The 17,840-nt window shown below is 56.0% G+C and carries 18 protein-coding genes; 12 read left to right on the top strand and 6 right to left on the bottom strand.

Translation table 11 applies throughout. The features are described from left to right. Positions 1-99 precede the first annotated feature (99 nt). Together NUX24_RS05575 and rimL are read left to right on the top strand one after the other, a co-directional pair. Positions 100-1,755: a glucan biosynthesis protein D gene (locus tag NUX24_RS05575; protein ID WP_257830189.1), complete on the top strand. Its 1,656-nt coding sequence runs from the start codon at positions 100-102 to the stop codon at positions 1,753-1,755. A gap of 45 nt (positions 1,756-1,800) precedes the next feature. Further along, entirely contained in the window at positions 1,801-2,349 is a 549-nt protein-coding gene (rimL, locus tag NUX24_RS05570) for a 50S ribosomal protein L7/L12-serine acetyltransferase (RefSeq protein ID WP_257830188.1), read from the top strand. Here the strand turns inward: rimL and ydcK are convergent. Next, on the bottom strand, positions 2,344-3,324 hold the full coding sequence (ydcK, locus tag NUX24_RS05565; RefSeq protein ID WP_257830187.1) for a YdcK family protein: 981 nt from the start codon (positions 3,322-3,324) through the stop codon (positions 2,344-2,346). The genes rimL and ydcK overlap by 6 nt on opposite strands. Positions 3,325-3,457: 133 nt before the next feature. Between ydcK and tehB the strand changes: the two genes are divergently transcribed. Beyond that, positions 3,458-4,054, top strand: a complete 597-nt coding sequence (gene tehB / locus NUX24_RS05560) for a tellurite resistance methyltransferase TehB (RefSeq protein WP_257830501.1) — start codon at positions 3,458-3,460, stop codon at positions 4,052-4,054. Here tehB and pepT read toward each other — a convergent pair. Next, positions 4,051-5,280 carry a peptidase T gene (gene pepT / locus NUX24_RS05555; protein ID WP_257830186.1) on the bottom strand — a complete coding sequence of 410 codons (1,230 nt, stop codon included), beginning with the start codon at positions 5,278-5,280 and terminating at the stop codon, positions 4,051-4,053. The genes tehB and pepT overlap by 4 nt on opposite strands. Before the next feature lie 111 nt (positions 5,281-5,391). Here pepT and NUX24_RS05550 point away from each other — a divergent pair, with 111 nt between their 5' ends. After that, the gene (locus NUX24_RS05550; RefSeq protein ID WP_047651267.1) at positions 5,392-6,987 is read left to right on the top strand and encodes an ABC transporter substrate-binding protein; all 1,596 of its coding nucleotides are present in this window, start codon (positions 5,392-5,394) and stop codon (positions 6,985-6,987) included. Between the two features lie 135 nt (positions 6,988-7,122). Further along, the gene (locus NUX24_RS05545; RefSeq protein WP_047651268.1) at positions 7,123-7,797 is read left to right on the top strand and encodes a DUF3313 domain-containing protein; all 675 of its coding nucleotides are present in this window, start codon (positions 7,123-7,125) and stop codon (positions 7,795-7,797) included. Positions 7,798-7,831: 34 nt separating this feature from the next. Here the strand turns inward: NUX24_RS05545 and NUX24_RS05540 are convergent, their stop codons facing one another. Then, positions 7,832-8,728, bottom strand: coding sequence for a DMT family transporter (locus tag NUX24_RS05540; protein ID WP_047651269.1), 897 nt, complete (start codon positions 8,726-8,728; stop codon positions 7,832-7,834). A gap of 173 nt (positions 8,729-8,901) precedes the next feature. Here NUX24_RS05540 and NUX24_RS05535 point away from each other — a divergent pair, with 173 nt between their 5' ends. Beyond that, entirely contained in the window at positions 8,902-9,774 is an 873-nt protein-coding gene (locus NUX24_RS05535; protein ID WP_047651270.1) for a helix-turn-helix transcriptional regulator, read from the top strand. Here the strand turns inward: NUX24_RS05535 and NUX24_RS05530 are convergent. Further along, complete coding sequence (locus NUX24_RS05530) at positions 9,754-10,920, bottom strand: benzoate/H(+) symporter BenE family transporter (RefSeq protein WP_257830185.1); 1,167 nt, start codon at positions 10,918-10,920, stop codon at positions 9,754-9,756. The two genes, NUX24_RS05535 and NUX24_RS05530, sit on opposite strands and share 21 nt — an antisense overlap. Before the next feature lie 92 nt (positions 10,921-11,012). Here NUX24_RS05530 and NUX24_RS05525 point away from each other — a divergent pair, with 92 nt between their 5' ends. Together NUX24_RS05525 and NUX24_RS05520 are read left to right on the top strand one after the other, a co-directional pair. Further along, a complete protein-coding gene (locus NUX24_RS05525; RefSeq protein ID WP_257830184.1) occupies positions 11,013-11,540 on the top strand; it encodes a helix-turn-helix domain-containing protein in 528 nt (175 codons plus the stop codon). An 80-nt stretch (positions 11,541-11,620) separates the two neighbouring features. Continuing rightward, entirely contained in the window at positions 11,621-13,585 is a 1,965-nt protein-coding gene (locus NUX24_RS05520; RefSeq protein ID WP_257830183.1) for a U32 family peptidase, read from the top strand. Here the strand turns inward: NUX24_RS05520 and NUX24_RS05515 are convergent, their stop codons facing one another. After that, positions 13,586-13,816, bottom strand: a complete 231-nt coding sequence (locus NUX24_RS05515; protein ID WP_257830182.1) for a YncJ family protein — start codon at positions 13,814-13,816, stop codon at positions 13,586-13,588. 244 nt (positions 13,817-14,060) lie between these two features. Here NUX24_RS05515 and NUX24_RS05510 point away from each other — a divergent pair, with 244 nt between their 5' ends. Further along, on the top strand, positions 14,061-14,423 hold the full coding sequence (locus NUX24_RS05510) for a hypothetical protein (protein ID WP_047651275.1): 363 nt from the start codon (positions 14,061-14,063) through the stop codon (positions 14,421-14,423). Positions 14,424-14,577: 154 nt separating this feature from the next. Here the strand turns inward: NUX24_RS05510 and ftrA are convergent, their stop codons facing one another. Beyond that, positions 14,578-15,585, bottom strand: coding sequence for a transcriptional regulator FtrA (ftrA, locus tag NUX24_RS05505; RefSeq protein WP_047651276.1), 1,008 nt, complete (start codon positions 15,583-15,585; stop codon positions 14,578-14,580). 73 nt (positions 15,586-15,658) lie between these two features. On the opposite strand from ftrA, the gene NUX24_RS05500 reads away from it, so the two are divergent. The 3 genes from NUX24_RS05500 to NUX24_RS05490 all read left to right on the top strand — a co-directional run. Next, positions 15,659-16,072, top strand: coding sequence for a rhodanese-like domain-containing protein (locus NUX24_RS05500; RefSeq protein ID WP_257830181.1), 414 nt, complete (start codon positions 15,659-15,661; stop codon positions 16,070-16,072). Between the two features lie 156 nt (positions 16,073-16,228). Continuing rightward, positions 16,229-17,332, top strand: coding sequence for a cobalamin-independent methionine synthase II family protein (locus NUX24_RS05495; RefSeq protein WP_047651278.1), 1,104 nt, complete (start codon positions 16,229-16,231; stop codon positions 17,330-17,332). A gap of 199 nt (positions 17,333-17,531) precedes the next feature. Beyond that, a partial coding sequence (locus NUX24_RS05490) for an ABC transporter substrate-binding protein (RefSeq protein ID WP_257830180.1) occupies positions 17,532-17,840 on the top strand: 309 nt, incomplete at its 3' end.

The following is a 17,840-nucleotide window of genomic DNA, read 5'->3' as shown; positions in this document are numbered from 1 at the left end:
GATTCTTAACCATTTTTGTTTAGGCTGTGCGTTCTTTCTTGCCGTCATTTCGCCGAGCGCGAAACACATTCACACGACCATAAGGACGTTTTTCCAGGCATGAATCGCAGACGTTTTCTAAAAGGCTCGCTGGCAGTGGCAGCCCTGAGCGGCACATCTGGCCTTGCTTCCCTGTTTTCCAAAGCGGCATACGCTGCCGACTCTGACATTGCTGACGGCCAGAGCCGTCGTTTCGACTTCTCCGTACTGCAATCCATGGCGCATGACCTGGCGAAAACCCCGTGGGGTGGCGCGCCGCGTCCGCTGCCGGACACGCTGGCAACCATGACGCCGCAGGCGTATAACGCCATCCGCTACGATGAAAAACAGTCACTGTGGAACAACATTGAAGGGCGTCAGCTGGACGTGCAGTTCTTCCATATGGGGATGGGGTTCCGCCGCCGCGTGCGGATGTTCTCGCTGGACCAGTCGACCTCTATGGCGCGCGAGATCCACTTCCGTCCGGAGCTGTTCAGCTACGGTGAAACGGGTGTGGATACCAAACAGCTGGAAGGGCAAAGCGATCTCGGGTTTGCGGGATTCCGCGCCTTTAAGGCCCCTGAACTGGCGCGTCGCGATATCGTCTCTTTCCTGGGCGCGAGCTATTTCCGCGCGGTGGATGACACCTACCAGTACGGCCTGTCTGCCCGCGGTCTGGCGGTAGATACCTTTACCGATACGCCGGAAGAGTTTCCCGATTTCACGTCATTCTGGTTTGAAACCGTCAAGCCCGGCGACACGACTTTTACCGTCTATACCCTGCTGGACAGCCCGAGCATCACGGGTGCCTATAAATTCGTGATCCACTGCGAGAAGAGCCAGGTGATTATGGAGGTGGAAAACCATCTCTACGCGCGAAAGGACATCAAGCAGCTCGGCATCGCGCCGATGACCAGCATGTTCAGCTGCGGTAATAACGAACGCCGCATGTGTGACACCATTCACCCGCAAATTCATGACTCCGACCGCCTGGCAATGTGGCGCGGCAACGGGGAGTGGATCTGTCGTCCGCTGAACAACCCGCAGAAGCTGCAGTTCAACGCCTATATGGACAAAAACCCGAAAGGTTTCGGCCTGCTGCAGCTCGACCGCGATTTCTCGCACTATCAGGACGTGATGGGCTGGTATAACAAACGCCCGAGCCTGTGGGTGGAACCGCGTAACAACTGGGGGAAAGGCGCGGTTGGCCTGATGGAGATCCCGACCACCGGCGAAACGCTGGATAACGTGGTCTGCTTCTGGCAGCCGGAAAAAGCGGTGAAAGCGGGCGACGAGCTGGACTTCAAATATCGCCTCTACTGGAGCGCCATGCCGCCGGTGCGTTCTCCGCTGGCCAACGTCTTCGCCACCCGTACCGGCATGGGCGGCTTCCCGGAAGGCTGGGCACCGGGCGAAAATTACCCGAAAGTGTGGGCCCGTCGCTTTGCTATCGACTTCGTCGGCGGCGACCTGAAGGCCGCTGCGCCAAAAGGCATCGAGCCGGTGATTACGCTCTCCAGCGGTGAAGCGAAGCAGGTTGAGATCCTCTACGTTGAGCCGTTTGACGGCTATCGCATCCTGTTTGACTGGTATCCGACATCGGATTCAACGGAGCCGGTGGATATGCGCCTGTTCCTGCGCTGTCAGGGCGATGCCATCAGTGAAACCTGGCTGTACCAGTATTTCCCACCGGCGCCGGATAAACGTATCTACGTTGACGAGCGGATAATGCGTTAACGATCGATTCCCTCTCCCTTCGGGAGAGGGTTAGGGTGAGGGGCAATGACCGAAGCAAAATCCGAAATTATCCCGGTATCTGACGCTCTCGAGCTTCGCGCCGTCGAAGAGCGCTACGCCGCCGATCTGCATAATCTGGTCGTCAAAAATAAAACCTTTTTGCAAACCGCCTTTGACTGGGCGCAGCACGTCGGCAGCGAGGAGGATACCCGCCGCAACGTGCAGAGCAATCAGATGCTGCATCAGCGCGGCTACGCCAAAATGTTTTTGATCTTCAAGAATGATGAACTGGTTGGCGTGCTGTCTTTCAATACGATTGAGCCTGCTAACAAAGCCGGGTACATCGGCTACTGGCTGGATGAATCCCACCAGGGGCAGGGCATTCTCTCCCGGTCACTGCAGGCGTTTATGCGCTACTACGTCGAACGCGGGGAGATCCGCCGTTTTGTGATCAAGTGTCGGGTGGCGAATCAGCACAGCAACAGCGTTGCCGTGCGTAACGGTTTTACGCTGGAAGGATGCCTGCGGGAAGCGGAATACCTGAATGGCCGCTTTGACGATGTGAATATCTACGGGAAGATCTACGCCCTATAACGCTCCCAGCAGCGGGGTGCGGGTGATGCGCTGGTCGCCGTTGATCACCTTTTCGCCGCGCAGGTGAATGCTCTCCCCGGCAAACGCTTCAATGACCGCATCATCTGTGATTTCAACCCGATGTTCGATCAGCACATCTCCGCTGATCCTCGCGCGTCCCTGAATCACGACCTTATCGTCCAGCATGATCGGCCCGCCGCGCAGCCATGCCTGACCGCCAATCAGGACGTGATGTTTGATGACGCAGTTTCCTTCCACCACGGCATTCTCCGCAATCTGAGAGCTGTAGCGCACCGTCGGGATGGCATCGTCGTCATAACCGGCAATCACGCGGGCGTTGCCATAGACCTTTGCGCAGTCGCACACCCAGACGTTATTTAAGTCGTTACCTTCGAGGATCGCGTTGTCGAATATTTCGGCGCGGTGCTCAACAAAGGCAAAATTAACCATCGCCTCGCCGTAGATTTGCGCCTGATGCACAATGCGCGACTGGCTCACCGTCGCCTTATCGTAGATTTGCAGGATCTGGTCATGGTCCGGCGTCAGCCCTTTGGCGGCAATGATAACGCTATTGTGCAGGATGCGGGCATCGCCGTAGAGATGGCATTCGCCCCGCACGCAGGAGTGCTGAACGGTGACATTGTCACTTATGCGTGCTCCGTGGCTTACCTCCGCGCCGTCCAGCCAGCAGCTGCCGCTGATATGCGCGTCGTGGCTAATGATGCAAGGCAGGGTAAGCCGCGCGTTGCCGGACACGGTTGCACCGGCGAACACCACGCTGTTTTCGTCGTAGATCCAACAGACGCCGTCCTGCGCGAGGGCGCGCTCATCATCAATCCATCCGCCTCTCGTCCCGACCGTCACGTCGTTAAAATCCGCCGTCGCGATAATCTGCCGCAGCGTGACGGAGTGGGTAGTTTCGCCGTTTTTCCACTGCCAGAGGCGGGTTTCGTCGCTAAGGCGATATTTATTCATCTTTAGGTCTCTGATAAGCGTCTTAACTAAACGTAGCAAATTTTTCGGTTTTCGAACGGTTGGCAACCAGACGGTAAACGCCTTAAAATGGCATTCAGAATGCACTTTCAGATTATGCAGGCTCAGGAAAAAAATAATGACCGTCGACGAGAATTACTTCACAGAGAAATATGGCTTAACCCGCACCCATTCAGAGGTGCTGTTCAGTGCGGCACAGATTAAACCGGGCAAAACGCTGGACCTGGGCTGCGGCAATGGCCGCAACAGCCTTTATCTGGCGGCCAACGGTTACGAGGTGACCGCGTGGGATAAGAACCCGATGAGCATCGAGAATATCGAGCGCATCAAGGCGGAAGAAGGGATCGATAACCTCCATACGGCGATCAAAGATCTCAACAACCTGAGTTTTGACGGCGAGTACGATTTCATTCTCTCCACCGTGGTGCTGATGTTCCTGGAGTCAAAAACCATCCCGGGACTTATCGCCAACATGCAGCGCTGCACCAAGCCCGGCGGCTACAACCTGATTGTTGCCGCGATGGACACGGCGGATTACCCGTGCACCGTCGGCTTCCCGTTTGCGTTCAGGAGCGGCGAGCTGAGCAACTACTACGAAGGCTGGGAGTTGCTCAAATACAACGAAGACGTTGGCGAACTCCACCGCACCGATGAAAACGGTAACCGCATCAAGCTGCGCTTTGCCACGATGCTGGCGCGCAAGCCCGCTTAGCGGGCGGCCAGCAGGCAGATCTGCAGGGCAGTCTTATAAGACGCCTCGAACGACGACAGCGGCAGGAATTCAAACTTCGAGTGGAAGTTATGCGCGCCGGTGAAGAAGTTCGGCGTGAGCAGCCCTTTTGCCGAGAGCGCCGCGCCGTCGGTACCGCCGCGCATGGGCGTCGGTTTTGGCGTGATGCCGAGCGATTCCATCGCCTCGAACATCAGATCGATGGCGCGTCTGTCCTCACCAATCGCATTGCTGATATTGCTGTAGGTATCTTCAATGCGATAGTCCACCCTGGCCGTTGGATACTGGGCGGCAATCCGCGCGGCAACGTTGGCAATCTGCTGCTTGCGGGCGGCAAAGCTGTCCTTGTCAAAGTCGCGGATATTGGCCTTAAGAACGGCCTCGTTCTGTCCGGCCTGAATGCCGTTAAACCAGACATAGCCCTCACGCCCCTCGGTGCACTCCGGCGTTTGCTGGCGGTCAAAATGGCTGATGTAGTCAGTCGCCATCAGCAGGGGATTCACCAGCACGCCTTTGGCGGACATCGGGTGCGCCGTTACGCCGGTAAAGCGGATTTCAGCGGCTGCCGCATTAAAATTCTCGTAGACAATTTCCCCCAGCTCGCAGCAGTCGATAGTCCAGGCGAAGTCGACGTCAAAGCGCTTAAGGTCCAGCGCTTTTGCACCGTTCAGGCCGATCTCTTCGTCAGGCACAAACGCCACGACGATATCCCCGTGCTGATGTTCCGCGGTCAGGTTTTCCAGCACCGTCACGACCACCGTGACCGCCGATTTATTATCCGCGCCCAATACGCTGGTTCCGTCGCTGAAAATAATCTCCTCATTCGGATACGCCAGAATTTCAGGATGCTCGTTAACCCGCAGCCAGATGTCTTTCTCTTTATTCAGACAGAGATCTTCACCGGTAAAGGTTAATATTTGTGGATGAATATCCGGTGATAATCCCACGTCCACGGTATCAATATGGGTAATAAAGCCGATGCGCGGCGCACCGGGCACGTTGCCTTTTTTAACCGCCGTTACCGTGGCGAATTCATCAATAACAATGTCGTCTAAACCCAGCTGTGACAGCTCCTGCGCCAGCTCCCGCGCCATGTCGTGCTGGCCCGGCGTTGAGGGCAGGGTTTTGACTTTGGGATCGCTCTGGCTGGTGATCGCGAGATAGCGGAAAAAACGGTGCGTTAATTGTCTGGAAAGCGGCGAGCCCATAGTGATTTATTCCTTATTTATTTTTCAGGTGTTTGCCACATCACTTTAATGTTATTTATGAAATGGCAAAAGAATTAATTAGCCGTCGAATTAAAAAGACAGGAATAAATGATGAAAAGCAAACTCACAACTTTAACGCTGGCGCTTGCTGCGCTCACGGTCAGTTCCACCGTTGCCGCGAAAACGCTGGTGTATTGCTCCGAAGGATCGCCGGAAAACTTTAATCCTCAGCTATACACCTCGGGAACCAGCGTGGACGCCAGCGCCGTGCCGGTCTATAACCGGCTGGTTGATTTCAAACCCGGCACCACGGAGCTGGTGCCGAGCCTGGCGGAGCGCTGGGAGGTGAGCGACGACGGCAAGGTTTATACCTTCCATCTGCGTAAGGGCGTCAAATTCCAGAGCAATAAATCCTTCACGCCGACCCGCGACTTTAACGCCGACGACGTGATTTTCTCGTTTATGCGTCAGAAAGACGTGAATCATCCGTATCACAACGTCTCTAACGGCAGCTACTCGAACTTCGAAAGTCTGGAGTTTGGCAGCCTGATAACCGGCATTGATAAAGTTGATGACCACACCGTGCGCTTTACCCTGGCGCACCCGGAAGCGCCGTTTGTCGCCGATCTGGCATGGTATTTTGCCTCGATCCTATCCGCGGAATATGCCGACGCGATGCTCAAAGCGGGTACGCCGGAGAAGGTGGATATGGAGCCTATAGGCACCGGCCCGTTTAAGCTGGCCCAGTATCAGAAGGATTCGCGGATCCTGTTTACGGCGTTTGCCGACTACTGGCAGGGGAAATCGAAGCTGGACCGGCTGGTGTTTAGCATCACGCCGGATGCCTCCGTGCGTTTTGCCAAAATTGAAAAGAACGAGTGTCAGGTGATGCCGTTCCCGAACCCGGCGGACCTGCCGCGCATGAAGGCGAACAAAGACATCAATCTGATGAGCAAAGCCGGACTGAATACCGGCTTTCTGGCGTTCAATACCCAAAAGCCACCGCTGGATAACGTGAAAGTCCGTCAGGCGCTGGCGATTGCCATCAATAAACCTGCCATTATTGATGCGGTTTTCCACGGCACCGGCACTGCGGCGAAGAACCTGCTGCCGCCGGGCGTCTGGGGCGCAGACAGCGAGCTTAAGGATTACGATTACGATCCTGAAAAGGCGAAAGCGCTGCTGAAAGAGGCTGGTTTTGCCAGCGGCGTGAGCGTCGACCTGTGGGCGATGCCGGTGCAGCGTCCGTACAATCCGAATGCGAAACGCATGGCGGAGATGATTCAGGCCGACTGGGCGAAAATCGGCGTACAGACCAAAATCGTGACCTACGAGTGGGGCGAATACCTTAAGCGCGTGAAGGGCGGGGAACATCAGGCCGCGCTGATGGGCTGGACGACCGCAACGGGCGATCCCGACAACTTCTTTGGTCCGCTATTTACCTGCACCTCGGCAAACGGTGGCTCAAATTCGGCGAAATGGTGCTATAAGCCCTTCGATAATATTATCGCGGAAGCAAAATCAACGACCGATCGCGATAAACGCGTGGCGCTGTATAAAGAGGCTCAGCAAATGATGCATGACCAGATGCCGGCGGTGATGATTGCGCATTCAACCATTTTCGAGCCGGTGCGCAAGGAGGTGACGGGCTATGAAATCGACCCATTTGGCAAACATCTGTTCTGGCAACTGGATATAAATCAGTAATTTTTCACTGCCCGGCACGCCTCCGGGCAGTCTTTTTGCAATTTGTGCTCTCCGCATCATTTTTTGTCACAACAAACCCGTCGGTCTTTTGCTATAACTTCAAATGCATACTTGCAGATAACATGGAAAACTATCATGCGTACTCAAACTTTTTTTAAAGTTGCAGTGCTTACTGGTCTGTTGGCGTTAGCGGGCTGTTCTTCAAAAGTCGCGGCTCCCGAACAATATTCTGGCTTTTTAAAAGACTATTCCGGCTTGCAGCAGACGACGTCTGCGACGGGGAAACCAACGCTGCGTTGGGTTGATCCTTCTTATAACGAAGCTAATTACGACAGTATTCTCTGGACGCCGATTACTTATTATCCTGCGCCTAAACCGACCACTCAAATTGGTCAGAAAACGCTTGATGAGCTGTTGAATTATACAAATAACAAAATGAAAACCGCTATTGGTACCCGTAAGCCAGTCGTGACCACGCCGGGTAAACACAGCCTGATTTTCCGCGGTGCAATTACCGGGGTGAGTTCGCAGAAAGAAGGTCTGCAGTTCTATGAAGTGGTGCCGGTCGCGCTGGTGGTAGCAGGTACGCAGATGGCAACCGGACATCGCACCATGGATACCCATCTTTACTTTGAAGGTGAGCTGATTGATGCGGCAACCAATAAGTCCGTAATGAAGGTGGTTCGTAAAGGCGAAGGTAAAGAGCTGGCAAACGAAAATACGCCGATGGGCTTTGCGACGCTGAAACAGGTAGTTGATGACATGGCGACGGACGCCACCATGTTTGATGTGAAAAATACCGCGAAATAAAATAAAACGGCCTGCTTAATGCAGGCCTTTTTATTTACGCCGTTCGTAAGCGTCTGAACCAGGTTTCTGGTTTGGTAAACATCACCATATTTCCCCCCAGAATCAGCAATAACCCCACGATTCCGTTGATATGCCAGACGTAGCCTTCGTACACTGTGGAGATGGACAGCGCCACCAGCGGGAAGAGCAGCGTACTGTAGGCCGCTTTGCCGGGACCGATACGTCCCACCAGCGTGAAGTAGGCGCCAAAGGCAATCACCGAACCAAACAGCGCCAGATAGAGCAGCGCGCCAATGTAGCTGATGGTCCACTCTGGCGCGAAGCTGTCGCCTCTGAGCAGGGCAATGCAACCCATTACCAGCGTGCCGTAGAGCATCGCCCAGGCGTTGGTGGTCATGGTTTCCAAGCCTCTGCGCTGGTGACGCATGCTGATCATATTGCCCAGCGAGAAGCCGTAGGTGCCGAGCGCGGAAAGACCAATCCCGGTCAGGAGCGACGCGCTCCAGCCGCTGGCCAGCAGATCGTCCCAGAAGAGGGTGACGATCCCAGTCAGGCCCAGTGCCGCCGCCGTCCAGAAACGCGCGGGCGGGCGCTGCCCGAAGAAAATAAAGCTGTTAATAGCGTTATAGAGCACGGCCATGGAGAAGATCACCGACTCCAGCCCGGTATTGATATGTGCCGCTGCCGTATAAAAACACCAGAAGTTAAAGCAGAAAACGCAGCATCCCTGGAGCATACAAAAGAGGTGATCCCGCAGCGCCAGCTTGCGCAGGCGGCGCAGGGCGAGTAACACCACCATCATCGTGAGGCTGGCGACGGCGAAACGCCAGAAAATCGAGACGGGCGCCGCCACGGGGCCCTGCTGCAGGAAAATCGCAATCCAGGTGGTTCCCCAGATGACCACCACCAGTCCGTATAATAATGCGTTCATATTTTTCTCTTCTCAAACCACGGAAGCCCGCAGTATGCCGCTGAGATCGGTCAGGGGCTTTCACCGGCTTGCGGTAGACTTGCAAATTCTTGCGCTTTTTTCTTCCCCGGGGGCTGGCAACGGGAGACAACTCTTCTTAGACTGATATTCCAGTCAATCACGCGCTTACGGTCATGTCTCACGCTTACGATACCTTTGAAACGCTTTGCCAACAGAATGCGGTCCTGCGGGAAACCGTCTCGCTGAACTCGGGCATTCAGCTGGCAGCGTGGTACAACAAGCACGATACAATAACGGTAAAAAGTAACCACCATACCCTGAGCCTGTACGTGGCGGACGGCTACGAAAGCTACCAAAAAACGCCGGGCGGCTGGAAGAACGGCGGGGGGCCGGACCGTTTCTGCTTGATGCCAAAAGAGAGCGAATCGACGTGGGATATCCGCGATGACCTGTCGTTTGTGCATCTCTACTGCACCGATGAACACCTGCGCGACGTGGGGGAGAAGATCTGGGATAAGCGCCCGCTTTCGCTGACGCTGGACGAGCGCATTTTTGGTAGCGATCCGAAGATCACCGCGCTGTATCGCCAGTTTTTGCTCGGCTGCGACTGGCAGCAGCACGCCAACCAGCTCACTTTGAGTACGGCCTCTACGCTGCTCCTGACCCATCTGCTGCAAAACTACTCTAACGTTCAGTGGAAGCTGCCGGTCGTCACCGGCGGGCTATCGCCATTCGTGCTGCGCAACGTGCTGGCCTTCATCGAAGAGAACCTCGGGCAACCCCTGACGCTGGCTGAACTGGCGGCGCAGGCCGCCCTCAGCGAATACCATTTTGCCCGCATGTTCCGCCAGTCGACGGGGCTGGCGCCGCATCAGTACGTGATGCAGAGAAGAATGGAAAAAGCGAAGGCGCTGGTGCAGAACACGGCGACGCCGCTAACGGACATCGCCCTTGCCTGTGGGTTTAACTCCGCCAGCCACTTCAGCAACCGCTTTCGCAGCGCGACGGGCATGACGCCTTCGCAGCTACGCGCGGCGCGCGCGTGAAAACAGGGCATAGCAAACGCCGCCCAGCACCAGCCCCCAGAATGCCGAACCGATGCCGAGGATCGTGACGCCGCTCGCGGTCATCAGGAACGTGACGATGGCCGCGTCGCGCTCCGCCTCGTGATTCAGCGCCTGATATAAACTCCCGCTAATGGTTCCCAGCAGCGCCAGACCGGCGAGCGTCTGGATCCAGCTGAGCGGCAGAGCGGCCATCAGCCCGGTAATCGAGCCGCCGAAAATCCCCGCCAGCAGATAAAAACCTCCCGCTGCGATGGCCGCCAGCCAGCGTTTATCGGCGTCCGGGTGTGCATCCGGGCTTTGGCAAATGGCGGCGGTAATGGCCGCGATGCATATTGAAAAGACGCCAAACGGAGAAAACAGCAGAGCCAGTCCGCCCGTCACGACGATAAGCGGCGAGACCGCCAGCGGGTAACCGGAGGCTTTCATCGTGGCGAACCCCGGCGCGTTCTGCGAGGCCATGGTCACCAGGAAGAAGGGCACGCCAATACTCACCAGGCTGGTGAAGGTGAACGTGGGCGCAATAAACTCAGGCATCGCAAGGGAGAGCGTGAGCTTATCCGTGACAACGTCACCGACCGCCCATGCCACGAGACCGCCGACCAGCAGCGTGACCACGATGGCATAGCGCGGCGCCAGCGCTTTTGCCATCAGCCACGCTACAATCATGCTGCCGCACAGCAGAAAGTGACCCTCCAGGTGCGCAAACGCGTGCAGGCCAAACTGCAGCAACACGCCTGCCAGCATGGCGGCAGCAAGCGAATGGGGGATCAGCCTCATCAGACGGGCGAAGAGCCCGGTGATGCCGCAAAGTAAAATGAGCCCGTTAGCAAAGATGAACACGCCGATCGTTTCCGGCAGCGTCACGCCGTGCAGGCTGGTGGCGAGCAGCGCCGCGCCGGGCGTAGACCATGCGGTCAGCACCGGCGCTTTGTACCACCAGGAAAGCGCCAGCGTGCTGACGCCCATCCCAATCCCCAGCGCGGTCATCCAGCCTGCGATCTGCTGCGCGCTGGCACCAGCCGCCGCGGCGGCCTGCCAGATGATGGCGGCCGAGCTGGCGTAACCGACCAGCACGGCGACAAATCCAGCCAGTGCGACTGGAACAAGGTGAGAGGAAGGGCGCATGAAAACTCCGTTGTGCGTTATAACGTCCGATATAAGGTAACACTGTGCGCTATAGCGTACAAGTGGTATGCTGATCGCCATCAGGAGGGACCATGGACATCACACTACACCTTGCAACAACGCTGAAAACGCTGCGCCAGACGCGCGGCTGGAGTTTGTCGAAGCTCGCGGACGAGACCGGCGTGTCAAAAGCGATGCTGGGGCAAATCGAGCGCAATGAATCCAGCCCGACGGTGTCGACGCTGTGGAAAATAGCCACCGGGCTGAACGTGCCGTTTTCCGCGTTCATCACGCCGGAGGCGGATCGGCAGGCGGTGTTTGACCCGCAGCAGCAGGCGATGGTGGTCAAACCGCTTTTTCCGTGGGACGAGACGCTCGGGTTTGATTATTTCTCGATTACGCTGGCACCCGGCGCGCTGAGTGAATCCACGCCGCATGAGGCGGGGGTGATTGAACATGTGGTGGTGGTCAGCGGCGAGCTGGAGATGAAGCTCGAGGGCAAATGGCAGACGATATCTGCCGATTCGGGCGTCCGTTTCGCCGGCGATAAACCGCACGCCTACCGCAACAGCAGCGACCGAACGGTGCATTTTCACTCCCTGATTCATTATCCCCGCTGACGCTACGCAAAACTGTTTCGCTGACGCATACTTCTGACTACAATAGCCGCCATTTTGACCATAACGGATAACGACGAAGTATGCGCCTGCAATCCCATCATCTTGAACTTTTAAGCCCGGCCCGCGACGCCGCCATTGCCCGTGAAGCGATCCTTCATGGCGCAGATGCCGTCTACATTGGTGGCCCAGGCTTCGGTGCCCGCCATAACGCCAGCAACAGCCTGAGCGATATTGCTGAACTGGTGCCGTTCGCCCACCGTTTCGGGGCGAAAGTGTTCGTGACCCTGAACACCATTCTTCATGATGATGAGCTGGAGCCTGCGCAACGTCTGATTACCGATCTCTACCAGGCCGGGGTGGATGCCCTGATTGTTCAGGATATGGGCGTGCTGGAACTGGATATTCCCCCCATTGAACTGCATGCCAGTACCCAGTGCGATATCCGCACGGTAGAGAAGGCGAAGTTTCTCTCTGACGTCGGCTTTTCGCAGATCGTTCTGGCGCGTGAGCTGAACCTGAATCAGATCCGCGATATTCACCAGGCGACAGACGCGACGATTGAATTCTTTATCCACGGCGCGCTGTGCGTCGCCTATTCCGGTCAGTGCAATATTTCCCACGCGCAGACGGGCCGCAGCGCCAACCGCGGCGACTGCTCTCAGGCCTGCCGTCTGCCGTATACCTTGAAAGACGATCAGGGCCGCGTCGTGGCGTTCGAAAAACACCTGCTCTCCATGAAGGATAACGATCAGACGGCCAACCTGGGCGCGCTGATCGACGCGGGCGTGCGTTCCTTCAAGATTGAAGGGCGCTACAAAGATATGAGCTACGTGAAGAACATCACCGCGCACTATCGCCAGATGCTCGACGCCATTATTGAGGATCGCGGCGATCTGGCGCGCGCGTCCGCCGGTCGCACCGAGCATTTCTTCGTTCCGTCGACGGACAAAACGTTCCACCGCGGCAGCACGGACTATTTCGTTAATGCCCGTAAAGGGGATATCGGCGCGTTTGACTCACCGAAGTTTATCGGTTTACCGGTGGGTGAAGTGCTGAAAGTGGCGAAAGATCACCTTGATGTCCAGGTGACGGAACCGCTGGCGAACGGCGATGGCCTTAACGTGATGATTAAGCGTGAGGTCGTAGGCTTCCGCGCCAACACGGTCGAGAAAACCGGCGAGAACCGCTACCGCGTCTGGCCGAATGAAATGCCCGCCGATCTCTACAAGGCGCGGCCGAACGCGGCGCTTAACCGTAACCTCGATCATAACTGGCAGCAGGCGCTGCTGAAAACCTCCAGCGAACGTCGTATCGCTGTGGACATTGAGCTGGGCGGTTGGGAAGAGCAGCTGATTCTGACCATGACCTGTGAAGACGGCATCAGCGTAACGCATACGCTCGATGGCCTGTTCGAGGTGGCAAACAACGCGGAAAAAGCGCTCAACAGCCTGAAGGATGGGGTGGCGAAGCTTGGCCAGACGATTTACTACGCCCGCAACGTTGAGGTCAGTCTGCCGGATGCTCTGTTCGTGCCGAACAGCCTGCTTAACCAGTTCCGTCGTGAAACGGCAGAGATGCTGGATGCCGCGCGTCTGGCTCAGTATCCACGCGGAAGCCGTAAAGCGGAAACCGTCCCTGCGCCAGTCTACCCGGACACCCATTTATCCTTCCTCGCTAACGTCTACAACCATAAAGCGCGTGAATTCTATCATCGCCACGGCGTACAGCTGATCGACGCAGCCTATGAAGCGCATGAAGAGAAGGGCGATGTGCCGGTGATGATCACCAAGCACTGCCTGCGCTTTGCCTTTAACCTGTGTCCTAAGCAGGCGAAAGGGAACATTAAGAGCTGGAAGGCCACCCCCATGCAGCTGGTAAACGGTGACGAAGTGCTAACTCTTAAATTCGACTGTCGTCCCTGCGAAATGCATGTGATTGGTAAGATGAAAAACCACATCTTCAAAATGCCGCAGCCCGGCAGTATTGTGGCGTCCGTCAGTCCGGACGATCTGATGAAAACCCTGCCAAAACGCAAGGGCAGCTAATTACCGAACGTGCGTGTCCGGTTTGCGCGATTTCTGCCACAGGTGGTGTTCGCGCAAACCCTCCGCCGACTCTTCCGCAGCGCTTCGCAACTCATCGCTGTCGGCTTCATGACGAAGCTGATGCGCCACATTCTTGACCCATAAATATTCGTGTCCTTTGTGTCCGGCCATAAGCTGGCCGGAAAACAGCGCACAGATAAGCATGAGGAAAGATAACCCTTTTTTAATCATGGATTCACCGCTCAAAAACAATGCGGGATAATCATGTCGATTATTTTTAAGGGTTATTATTCAAAAATTAAAATTAGCGAAAAGAAAATGTCAAATATTGTGGATTCGGAATTACGGTTAAGACATTTCCTAAAAGTCATCTGAAACTTTGTAAAGCTCCATTTCTGGACCACAATTGGATATTTGCATTAAGGATAAATCTTATATAATAGTTATCTCGGGCTAAGGAACAGGTCATTCATAAATGAAAAAAATAATAGCGCTTGCGCTTCTGGCGGTGGCTGTTGGGGCTGTTGTTGGGATTCGTTATGCAGGTAATGAAGAACCAGAATATATTCAGTCTGCAGAAATTCGCGTGGGTTCCTATTTAACCAGCGATTATGGTGGCGTTGCCTGCTCCAGCAAAAAAATAAACGATCGGCGCTGGGAATTAGATTGTACTCATCAGGCAAGAGGAAAAACATTCCAGTTCGCGGTGTATCCCTCTGAAAAAGCACCTTATGGTGTCGCTCGCTCCTTTTATCTTGAAGCCCTTAATGACGACGCAAAACAGAGCGCTGAGCAGGGGCTTATGCGTTATTTGCAGATCAATACCCATGCAGGTTAATAAGACTGTTTAACCTTCGTTAAGACAACGGGTGTTAGGTTGTAGGAGATCCGCAGCCCGGCCATGGAGTGTCGGGACGTAGAGACCAAAACACAAATCTATCCATGCAAGCATTTACCGCCAGTTAATGGCGGTTTTTTTTGCACTTATGCCGCTAGCGGGCAGTGTCAGAACGTGAAAACTGTTTGCGATACTGAGCCGGGGAAAGCGCGAACTGCTGGCGAAAATGATGACGCAACGTTGATGCCTGCCCAAACCCGGTCTGCTCAGCGATGCTGTCGACGCTTAACCGGCTGCTTTCCAGATAATCTTTTGCTCTCAGCAGGCGCTCATTGATTAACCAGCGTGCGGGCGTCGTTCCCGTTGCCGCCTCGAAGCGACGAAGGAAGGTGCGCTGGCTCATTCCGACCCGACGCGCCAGGGAGTCGACGCTGTGCGACTCGATAAGATGCGTGTGCAGAAAATCAAATAGCTGTCCGAGACGCTGGCTCTCCCGCAGCTGCGCCACAGGGCGGCTAAGCTGCTGCGGCTGTGAACCATCCCGGTGTGGAGGAATGACCAGCCGACGCGCCACGCTGTTGGCGGTTTCCATGCCATAATCCCGCCGCACAACGTGCAGACAGAGATCGATTCCCGCCGCGCTGCCAGCGGACGTCAGAATATCGCCTTCGTCCTGGTAGAGCACATCTTCAACCACGTCGATGTCAGGGTAACGGGCTTTAAGCGCGTCAATGTAGCGCCAGTGCGTCGTGGCTTTGCGGCCGTTCAGCAGCCCCGTTGCGGCCAGCACAAACACCCCCGAGCAGATGGACAGCAGCCGGCATCCTCGTTCGCTGGCCTGACGTAATGCCTCGCTGAGCGCGTCCGGAACCGGCGAGTCCAGCCCACGCCAGCCGGGAACCACAATCAGATCCGCAGACGCAAGCAGGCTTAAATCACCATCGGTAACGATGCGGATCCCGCCAGTTGCCCGAAGTTCACCGCTGTCCACGCTCGCCACCGCAAAACGATACCATTCGTCGCCCAGCTCGGGACGCGGCAGGCCGAAGATCTCCACCGCTACGCCAAACTCAAAGGTACACAGACCGTCATACGCCAGCACGACCACCTGCGGGCGGGCAATTTGTCTTAAGTTTGTCATCTTTTTGCTGTTTTCTGGCATAAGCGAACGCATTCACGGGCTGAATTTGTGGATAGAGTAGTGTTAACACAAACGCCAAAGATGAGGAAGGATCATGAGCTATGTTACTGAATTTCCGGCTGCCGAGCCGCAGGAAGCCGTTACCCATTTTCTGCGCCGCCTGAGCGTTGAAACCGACTGTGCGGATGTGCATCACGCCATCGCCAATAATGAGCAGGATTTTGTTTTGCTGCACGTGGTGGGGAGTCCGGAGCAGTTTGCCCGCCGTCACGTGCCGGGCGCATTGCACCTGCCGCGGAGTCAGATGACTGCCGGGCGCATGGCCGAATGGCCTGAAGGCACGCTGTTCGTCGTTTACTGCGCAGGTCCGCACTGTAACGGCGCGGACAGAGCCGCGCTGAAGCTGGCGCGCCTCGGGCTGCCGGTCAAAATTATGCTCGGGGGGATCGCCGGATGGGAAGATGAAAAGTTCGCCTTTGCCAGCAGCGAAACCGGCGTCGCGCTGTGAAGATGAATTTTTTTCAACACCCGTGAAATTTTCTCGTTTGCCGGAACAGGACAGGTATGACATCTTTTTTGGACATTTAGACATCCAGAAGTCTAAAACTTCAAATGATGAACTATCACTGCTGGCAATTATCGTCGGCAGACTGAGGAGATTTCCATGCAACGACAGCACGCCCCGTACCGCGCCGACGTAGTCGGCAGTTTTTTACGCCCGGATGCCATCAAGCAGGCTCGCCTGAAGTTCGCCAGCGGCGAGATTGACGCCGGACAGCTTCGCGCGGTGGAAGACGATGCCATTCGCCACGTCGTTGAGCAGCAGTGTGCGTGCGGCCTGCATGTGGTCACCGACGGTGAATTTCGCCGTGCCTGGTGGCACTTCGACTTCTTCGACGGTCTGCAGGGGGTTGAGCGTTACGATTCACAGCAGGGTATCCAGTTCAACGGGGTACAAACCAAAGCCCACGGCGTGCGCGTCACCGGAAAGCTGGGCTTTGGCGACCATCCGATGCTGGAAGATTTCCGCTATCTGAAAAGCATCAGCGGCAATGCTCAGCCGAAGATGACCATACCCAGCCCGAGCGTGCTTCATTTCCGCGGCGGGCGCAAAGACATCGATGCGACGGTGTACCCGGATCTGAATGACTATTTCGACGATCTGGCGACCACCTGGCGCGACGCCATCCGCGCATTTTACGACGCGGGCTGCCGCTACCTGCAGCTGGACGACACCGTCTGGGCCTATCTTTGTTCGGACGATCAGCGCCGTCAGATCCGCGAGCGGGGCGATGATGCCGATGAGCTGGCACGCATCTATGCCCGCGTCCTGAACAAGGCGCTGGAAGGCAAGCCGGACGATCTGACCATCGGGCTGCACGTCTGTCGCGGTAACTTCCGTTCAACCTGGATTTCCGAAGGTGGCTATGAGCCGGTGGCGGAAGTGCTGTTCGGTACGGTCAACGTTGACGCGTTCTTCCTTGAATACGACAACGACCGCAGCGGGGATTTCGCGCCATTGCGCTTCATTCGCCCGGGCAAACAGCAGGTGGTGCTGGGTCTGATCACCACGAAAAACGGCGAGCTGGAGAACCCGGAGGGGATAAAAGCCCGTCTGGAAGAGGCGGCAAAATACGTGGCAAAAGAGCAAATTTGCCTCAGCCCGCAGTGCGGCTTTGCCTCTACCGAAGAGGGCAACAGTCTGAGTGAATCCCAGCAGTGGGATAAAGTCCGTCTGGTCACGCAGATCGCCAGCGAAGTCTGGTAAGACTCTTCCACAGCGCTGCATTATAAAAGTGCAGCGCTGTGCCATTCTGAGTCGTTCTCTTTACATCCCGCGTTCCCCCACCTGAAATAGCGCTTCCTCCATTCTGGCATCCTTTTTGCTCCTGCTTCGCTGACACATTTTTTTCCGCGTCCACGCCGTAACGGACGTTTTGACAGCGTTCTTTTTCAGGAGTGAAAATATGCAGCGTCGTACCTTATTAAAAGCCTTTGCGTTATCCGCGTCAGTCGTGGCGATGGGAATGAGTTTTGGCGTGCAGGCGGCCGATACCATCAAAGTGGGGATCATGCATTCTCTTTCCGGCACCATGGCCATATCCGAAACGCCGCTGAAAGACGTCGCGCTGATGACCATCGACGAGATCAACGCGAAAGGCGGCGTGCTGGGTAAAAAACTGGAGCCGGTGGTGGTGGATCCCGCCTCAAACTGGCCGCTGTTTGCCGAGAAGGCGCGCCAGCTGTTAAGTCAGGATAAAGTGGCGGTGGTATTC

Source organism: Enterobacter sp. HG048, assembly GCF_024702055.1.
GTDB classification, from domain to species: domain Bacteria; phylum Pseudomonadota; class Gammaproteobacteria; order Enterobacterales; family Enterobacteriaceae; genus Enterobacter; species Enterobacter dykesii.
Note: the sequence above shows the minus strand (reverse complement) of the source record. Positions and strands in the feature narration are given on the sequence as shown.

Coding starts and splice junctions, on each gene's coding strand:
- NUX24_RS05530 (WP_257830185.1), bottom strand. CDS start 10,920: ATGCGCCCTTCCTCTCACCTTGTTCCAGTCGCACTGGCTGGATTTGTC.
- NUX24_RS05500 (WP_257830181.1), top strand. CDS start 15,659: ATGAGCTATGTTACTGAATTTCCGGCTGCCGAGCCGCAGGAAGCCGTT.
- ydcK (WP_257830187.1), bottom strand. CDS start 3,324: ATGAATAAATATCGCCTTAGCGACGAAACCCGCCTCTGGCAGTGGAAA.
- NUX24_RS05495 (WP_047651278.1), top strand. CDS start 16,229: ATGCAACGACAGCACGCCCCGTACCGCGCCGACGTAGTCGGCAGTTTT.
- NUX24_RS05540 (WP_047651269.1), bottom strand. CDS start 8,728: ATGAACGCATTATTATACGGACTGGTGGTGGTCATCTGGGGAACCACC.
- NUX24_RS05525 (WP_257830184.1), top strand. CDS start 11,013: ATGGACATCACACTACACCTTGCAACAACGCTGAAAACGCTGCGCCAG.
- ftrA (WP_047651276.1), bottom strand. CDS start 15,585: ATGCCAGAAAACAGCAAAAAGATGACAAACTTAAGACAAATTGCCCGC.
- NUX24_RS05535 (WP_047651270.1), top strand. CDS start 8,902: ATGTCTCACGCTTACGATACCTTTGAAACGCTTTGCCAACAGAATGCG.
- NUX24_RS05550 (WP_047651267.1), top strand. CDS start 5,392: ATGAAAAGCAAACTCACAACTTTAACGCTGGCGCTTGCTGCGCTCACG.
- NUX24_RS05545 (WP_047651268.1), top strand. CDS start 7,123: ATGCGTACTCAAACTTTTTTTAAAGTTGCAGTGCTTACTGGTCTGTTG.
- rimL (WP_257830188.1), top strand. CDS start 1,801: ATGACCGAAGCAAAATCCGAAATTATCCCGGTATCTGACGCTCTCGAG.
- pepT (WP_257830186.1), bottom strand. CDS start 5,280: ATGGGCTCGCCGCTTTCCAGACAATTAACGCACCGTTTTTTCCGCTAT.
- NUX24_RS05520 (WP_257830183.1), top strand. CDS start 11,621: ATGCGCCTGCAATCCCATCATCTTGAACTTTTAAGCCCGGCCCGCGAC.
- NUX24_RS05510 (WP_047651275.1), top strand. CDS start 14,061: ATGAAAAAAATAATAGCGCTTGCGCTTCTGGCGGTGGCTGTTGGGGCT.
- NUX24_RS05575 (WP_257830189.1), top strand. CDS start 100: ATGAATCGCAGACGTTTTCTAAAAGGCTCGCTGGCAGTGGCAGCCCTG.
- NUX24_RS05515 (WP_257830182.1), bottom strand. CDS start 13,816: ATGATTAAAAAAGGGTTATCTTTCCTCATGCTTATCTGTGCGCTGTTT.